The following is a 6324-nucleotide window of genomic DNA, read 5'->3' as shown; positions in this document are numbered from 1 at the left end:
AGCCACCAGAGCTGGTCGTCGGTGAAGGCTGCTCCGGTCTGGTGCTGGCGGTGTAGCCAGGTGTCGAAGCGGTCCTCGACCGTTGCCCGGTACGGGCGGAGCTGTTCGTCCACGCCCAACTCATACCTGATGAGCGAGATCAGGTCGGGGATGCCCGCCTCGCGTCCGTCGGAGCGGACGGCCACACCAAGATCCTCGTAGTACGTCCAGAGTACCTGGGGTGACCAGGCGTAGTGGGGGCGGCGGATTTCCGCGTTCAGTGACCGCAGCGCCTCGTAGGCTTCCGCGGGCGCGGCCGAGCGCGGGCTGGTCAGGGCGATGGTCACCGCGGGGAGGCGGTCGCGTTCCTCCCGCAGCAGCCGGGCCCAGCGGGCGATCTGCTCGCGGGCCCGCTCCGCGCGGGGGATCTCGTGGACCCTGGTCACCTCGACGGCGGTGGTCTCGTCGATGACGTAGTCCTTGTCGCGGCGGATCTCGATGATCTGCCGGCGCAGCTCGGGGCTGCCCGTCAGCGGCGCGATCGCGTCCTCGACGAGCTGCCGGGCGGCCGCCTTGCCGCCGTCGGCCAGGGCTTCTTCCTGCCGGTCCGGGTCCACCGCCCGCACGATGGCGCCGGCGATCTCGGAGAGGGTCCGGCCGCCCGCGGCCCTGGTCAGGGCGTCGCGTTCCCCGGTGGTGAGCTGCTGGTTGAGGCGAGCCAGCCGGCCGGCCAGGATCTCGGCCTCGCTCAGGGCGATCGACTTCGTGCCGGCCCTGTCCAGCAGCTTCGCCAGCGAGACCTGCCGTTCGGTGGCGGCGGCCAGGGGCTTCGCGTCGACCAGCGGGGAGTCGGTGACGCCGACCGCGTCCACCAGGATGAAGCGGTCCTTGCGGACCGTCTCGTCCGCGTCGGGGGTGACCTCCTGGAGCTCGGTCGGGTCGATGGTGCGGGCGCCGCGTCCCTTCATCTGCTCGAACAGCACCGCGCTGCGCACGTCACGCAGGAAGATGACGCACTCCAGGGCCTTGACGTCCGTCCCGGTGGCGATCATGTCGACGGTGACGGCGACCCGCAGGCGGGGGGAGGTGCGCAGGGCGCGGATCAGCTCGTCCGGGTTCTCCCCGGCCTGCCGGCTCTTGTAGGTGATCTTCTTGGCGAAGTCGTCGCCGCGTCCGAAGATCTCCTTGACCTGGGCGAGGACGTCCTCGGCGTGGTCCTCACCGACCGCGAAGATCAGAGTCTTGGGGAGCTCGCGCCGGTTCGGCGGGAACCAGCTCCGCCAGCTGTCCCGGTAGGCGGTGAGCACCGCGCGGATCTCGTCGACGGCGACCACCGACCGGCCGATCTGGCTGGTGGTGTAGGTGAAGTCGTCGTCGAGCTCCTGATAGCGCTGCCGGCGGGTCTTCCTGTCCCGGACCCGCACGGTGGTGCCCGACTCGATCGTGGCGACGCCCTTCTCCCGCAGGTCGGTGTGTATGCGCACGACGTCGAAGTCGACGTTCACCCCGTCGGCGACCGCCTGCTGGTAGGTGTACTCCGACACCAGGTTACGGTTGAAGAAGCCAAGGGTCTGCTGGGTCGGGGTGGCGGTCAGGCCCGCCAGATGGGCGTCGAAGTAGTCCAGGACGCCGCGCCACAGGCCGTAGATGGAGCGGTGGCACTCATCCACGACGATCACGTCGAACGCCTCGACCGGGACGGCCGGGTTGTAGGCGACCTCGGCGGGCTGGTCCAGCGCGTACGGCTCGTAACCGGCCCCGCTGGCCCCGTTGGCCCCGTCGGTCTCGTCCGCGTCGTCGGTCTCGATGTCGGGGAGCTGCTCGCCGCGCAGCAGTGCGTACATCCGCTGGATCGTGCAGATGACCACCGAGGAGGTGTCCTGCAGCCCCGCCGGGCCGAGGCGGTCGATGTTGTAGAGGTCGGCGAGGCGGCGGCCGTCGTCCGGGGTGGTGAACCGGCGGAACTCGTCGTGGGCCTGGCGGCCCAGGTTGGTGCGGTCGACGAGGAACAGGACCCGGCGTGCCCCGGCGTGCCGCAGCAGCCGGTAGGTGGCCGCCACGGCGGTGTAGGTCTTGCCGGCGCCGGTGGCCATCTGGATCAGCGCCCGCGGCCGGTCGTCCCCCAGAGAACGTTCCAGGCCGTTGATCGCGTCGACCTGTGCCGGGCGCAGCCCGTTCGGTTCCAGCTCGGGGAGCTGGCGCAGGGCGGCCCGCCAGGTCGGGGCGTCCGGGTGCTCGCCGGCGCGCCGCATCCAGGCCGCGACGGTCTCGGGCCGGTGGAAGGTGAAGACCGCCCGGGAGCGGGCGTGCGGGTCCAGCCGGTTGAGGAAGTAGCTCTCGGTGCCGGTGGTGGCGTAGCGGAAGGCGAACGGTTCGGACTCCCGCCAGACGGCGTTGCGGTGCCGTTGGAGGACGCCGGCCGCGTACCGGTCGTTCTGCTCGACGGCGCTGGAGAGATGGTCGCCCTCACGCTTCGCCTCGATCACGCCGACGATCCTGCCGTCGACGTAGAGGACGTAGTCGGCGCGGCCGGTGGCCAGCGTGAACTCGCGGACCGCCACTCCCTGACCGGCCGCGGGATTGACCTGGTCGCGGTCCTGAACGAGCCAGCCGGCCTGGCACAGCATCCCGTCGATGGCGGCCCGGGCCTGCGTCTCGTTGAGCGGCGCCGGGCGCTGGGCGCGCTGGATGATGACCTCGCGCTGCCGGACGTCGACCTGACGGGGCTGCTGGCGGGTGGCCTCATAGCTGGCGTGCTGGGTGTCGCGGAGCCGCTCGAGCCGGGCGGTGAGCTGTTCGACGGTGTCGAGGAGCTGCCGGCGGTTCGCGTCGGCGCTGGCGATCAGCCGTTCGGCCTCGGCGCGGGCCCGCCGCTCGGCGTCCAGCGCGCTGGTGGATTCGGCGAGCCGCGTACGGGCCTGGGTCAGTGCCTGCCGATGGCCGGCGAGGGCCTCGCGCAGCTCGGCCAGCTCGGCCGGGTCTGTGATCGTGGCACCGTCGCCCGGGTCGGTGGGTGGGACGAACTCGGCGATCGTCCGGCGGCCGGAGACCGCGTCGTGGAACCAGATGCCCAGCTGGTAGCAGATCCGCACGGCGACCAGGGCGCGGGTGCTGTCGAAGAGGTACTCGTGGGCGGCCCTGTTCCTGTCCCGGCGCAGCCGGTCGAAGTCGGTGCGGACCCGGGCGCTGAGCACACCGGCCTTCGTCAGCGCCGCGAGCCGGTCGACCTGCCGGGTGCCGTCGAGCCGGATACCGATCCTGGCGATCATCTCTTCGGCCAGCACCTCGCCGAACTGGCCGGACTGGATCAGCGACGCGTTCGGGTTGGTGAACACCGTCGCCTCGGCGAAGGCGCCGTAGACGGCCAGCAACGGCTGGAGCGGATACAGCGGCCCGAAGTTCGGCGACCCCTTCGCGGCCCCACCGAGCCGCTCGTCGACCAGCACCATCCTCGCCCTCGCCCCCGCCCAAGGCCACCAGCAAGCCCCTAACCATACGAGACCCCGGATACCGGCCCACTATCACCTCAACCCCGCAAACCCCCCGGCAGGACAACAGCATGACCACACTCCTGGCCAGAGCGGACCCCGCCGTCGCCGGCCACAACATGCACCCCGCGACCGACGACATAACGGCTTACCCGCCGACCGGCCCCGCGCGTGCGAGGAGGTGGGCGGCCTGCTCGGCAAGCCTGGCGAGCAGCGCGGTTATCTCGTCTGCCGTGGACTCATAGCCGCCGCTCACGCGGTGACCAGGTCGCGGGCGGGGACGAAGATGCTGAGTTCCTTCAGGAAGCCCGGGGTCCTGGCGATGACCTGCTCGCGGGTGAGGAACGGATGGTCGGGAATCCACGGCTCCGGCAGGCGCCTGGGCTCGCACCATGCCGGCGGTCTGACACCAGCCTGATCGAACTCACGGCGTGTCAGAACGGCGAGCAGGGTGTCGAATCCGGCGCTCCCGGTGGTCGGCGGCGCGGCCTTCCAGCCGGAGACCGCGGGATCGCCGTCCTTGAGGAGCATGCCCAGATGGTCGCGGCCCTGGGGGTGACCCGCGCGGTGGCCACCTGCCGAGGGCCGAGGGGCGAGGGGCGAGGGGCATAGCATGGTCGCGATGCCGACCCTGCTGATCGTTCACCATACGCCCTCGCCGATCATGCAAGTGATATTGGAAGCGGTGCTGGCCGGTAGCCGAGACGAGGCGATCGAGGGTGTCGATGTCGTCGTCAAGCCGGCCTTGGCGGCGACGGCTGTCGACGTGCTCGCCGCCGACGGCTATCTCCTCGGCACGCCGGCGAACATCGGCTACATGTCCGGCGCACTCAAACACTTCTTCGACCAAGCCTAATTACCATTACCCCTGTTTGGACGCCACCGTCGGCCGCCCTTACACGCTGTACGTGCATGGCAACAACGACACGATGGGTGCGGTGCGGGCGGTGGAGTCGATCGCGACCGGCCTGGGCTGGCGACGGTTGCGCGAGCCGGTGACGGTAATCGGTACCCCGGATGCGAAGGACCGGGATGCCTGCTGGGAGCTGGGCGCCAGCACGGCGGCGAGTCTGATGCCGTAGCGCTCGGGTCTGGTGGGTATCGAGGAGGATTCATGCGCCATGCATGAAAGTGTGGTAGCGTGAACAGATGAGCGAGTCCGCCGACCTGGGCATCATCCAGGTGCGTGATGTCGATCCGACGACGCTCGCGGTCCTCCGCGAGCGCGCTAGATCGCTCGGCCAGTCACTGTCCGGGTACCTGCGGGACCTGATGGATGCCGACGCGGCTACGGAGACCAACGCCGAGGTCATCGCCCGCATCGCCCGCGACAGGGAACCGGTGGAGCTCACCATGGACGACATCCTCGCGGCGCGCGACGCGGGGCGGCGTTGACCCTCACGTACGTGGTTGACTGCTCGCTCGTCATCGATGTGCTGTCCGTGCGCAATGGCGACGAGGTGCTCCGGCAGCGCCTGTCCGCCCCGCGCACGCTGCACGCCCCGTACCATCTCGACGTCGAGGTCGCGTCAACAGTCCGCGGGCTTGCCGGCGGAAAGAAGATCACGGACCATCGCGGCGAGCAGATGCTGGCTGACTACGCGCGCCTGCGGATCACCCGTCATCCGGTCTGGCCCTACCACCCCCGGATGTGGGAGCTACGGCACAACCTCGGCGCCTACGACGCCGCCTACATCGCGCTCGCCGAAGCACTTGGCTGCGAACTGCTCACAGGCGACACCAAGCTCAAGAACGCTGCCGGACACCGCGCGACGGTCATCGTCACCCGGTAAAGGATCAGGCAGACTTCGACGGGTGTCCATTCAGGGGTGTGCGCCCCAGCACCCTGATGTTGATGTTGGTTTAGGCGGCGAGGGGCATGCTGGGAGCTGGGGGCCATGGTGGCCGCGCGCCTGATGCCGTAGCTGACCGCTAGTGGTCGAGCGTTCCGACTCGACCAGACGGGTGGTCGTGAGGAACGACGGGCGGTGACCAGGGTCGGGGTGTAGCTGTGTTGTGGTGGCGGGGCGAGGGTGTCGGTGGGTGTCGGTAGGGTGCGGCCATGTCGAGTCCGTCCACGCCTCATGACGCGGTGTTTCGCCGGATTTTGGGGACGCCGTCGAACGCGGCGTCACAGTTGCGTGCGGTGCTGCCGCCGGGGCTGGTGGCCCGGCTTGATCTGGACCAGCTGGCGCTCGTGCCCGGGAGCCTGGTCGATGCCACGTTGCGGTGGCGGCACGTCATCTGGCCGATAATCCAAGGGCGCGTCGGCTGCCGGCGGTGGTCCCGCTGGTCGTGCATCACAATGACCATGCCTGGACGGCGCCGGTCGAGGTGGCCGATCTGGTCGATCTGGACCCGGGTCTGACCGAGGCATGGCGGGATTACCTGCCTCGGTTTCGGTTCCTTCTCGACGACTTGGTCCGTGTCGACGCGGAGGTGCTGCGGGAACGGCCGTTGACGTCGTCGGTGCGGCTGACCTTGCTCCTCCTCAAGATCGCTCCGGGGAATCTGTCGCTGGGGAAGGACCTGTGGCCGTGGGTGGACGAGCTGCGCGCGGTCCTGGAAGGCCCTGACGGCAGGGAGGAGTTCACCGCGCTGCTGCGTTACATTGAGCTGGTCGGGGAGGCAGACACACGTGACCAGCTGCACGACCTGATGGCCGCTCTTGGCCCTGAGGCGGAGGAGGCCCACATGACCATCGCGGAGATGCTCCGCGCCGAAGGCCGCGTCGAAGGCCGCATCGAAGGCCGCGCCGAGACGCTGGTCCAGCTGCTGACCCTCAAGTTCGGCCCGCTTCCCGATGCGGTGCTGACCACCGTGCACAACGCCTCCGCCGACCAGCTCCAGGCCTGGA

At 69.8% G+C, this 6324-nt stretch carries 4 protein-coding genes and 2 pseudogenes; 4 read left to right on the top strand and 2 right to left on the bottom strand.

Going from position 1 to position 6324, the window contains the following annotated elements:
* Positions 1 to 3428, bottom strand: a 3428-nt coding sequence (locus NBW84_RS06790) for a type I restriction endonuclease subunit R (protein ID WP_445548653.1), incomplete at its 3' end; no start/stop codon positions are given.
* 291 nt (positions 3429 to 3719) lie between these two features.
* Positions 3720 to 3998, bottom strand: a complete 279-nt coding sequence (locus NBW84_RS06785; protein WP_250282743.1) for a hypothetical protein — start codon at positions 3996 to 3998, stop codon at positions 3720 to 3722.
* A gap of 82 nt (positions 3999 to 4080) precedes the next feature.
* On the opposite strand from NBW84_RS06785, the pseudogene NBW84_RS06780 reads away from it, so the two are divergent.
* The 4 genes and pseudogenes from NBW84_RS06780 to NBW84_RS06765 form a co-directional block, all read left to right on the top strand.
* Positions 4081 to 4549: pseudogene (locus NBW84_RS06780) on the top strand (flavodoxin family protein).
* Between the two features lie 67 nt (positions 4550 to 4616).
* Positions 4617 to 4862 carry a hypothetical protein gene (locus tag NBW84_RS06775; RefSeq protein WP_250282741.1) on the top strand — a complete coding sequence of 82 codons (246 nt, stop codon included), beginning with the start codon at positions 4617 to 4619 and terminating at the stop codon, positions 4860 to 4862.
* The gene (locus tag NBW84_RS06770) at positions 4859 to 5260 is read left to right on the top strand and encodes a type II toxin-antitoxin system VapC family toxin (RefSeq protein WP_250282740.1); all 402 of its coding nucleotides are present in this window, start codon (positions 4859 to 4861) and stop codon (positions 5258 to 5260) included. The genes NBW84_RS06775 and NBW84_RS06770 overlap by 4 nt, the downstream gene beginning before the upstream one ends.
* A gap of 269 nt (positions 5261 to 5529) precedes the next feature.
* Positions 5530 to 6324: pseudogene (locus NBW84_RS06765) on the top strand (Rpn family recombination-promoting nuclease/putative transposase); the annotation flags it as partial.

The sequence above is a fragment of the Protofrankia sp. CiP1_Cm_nod2 genome, assembly GCF_920664355.1.
GTDB lineage: Bacteria > Actinomycetota > Actinomycetes > Frankiales > Frankiaceae > Protofrankia.
The sequence above is the reverse complement of the archived record's forward strand: the minus strand, read 5'-3'. Positions and strand labels throughout refer to the sequence as shown.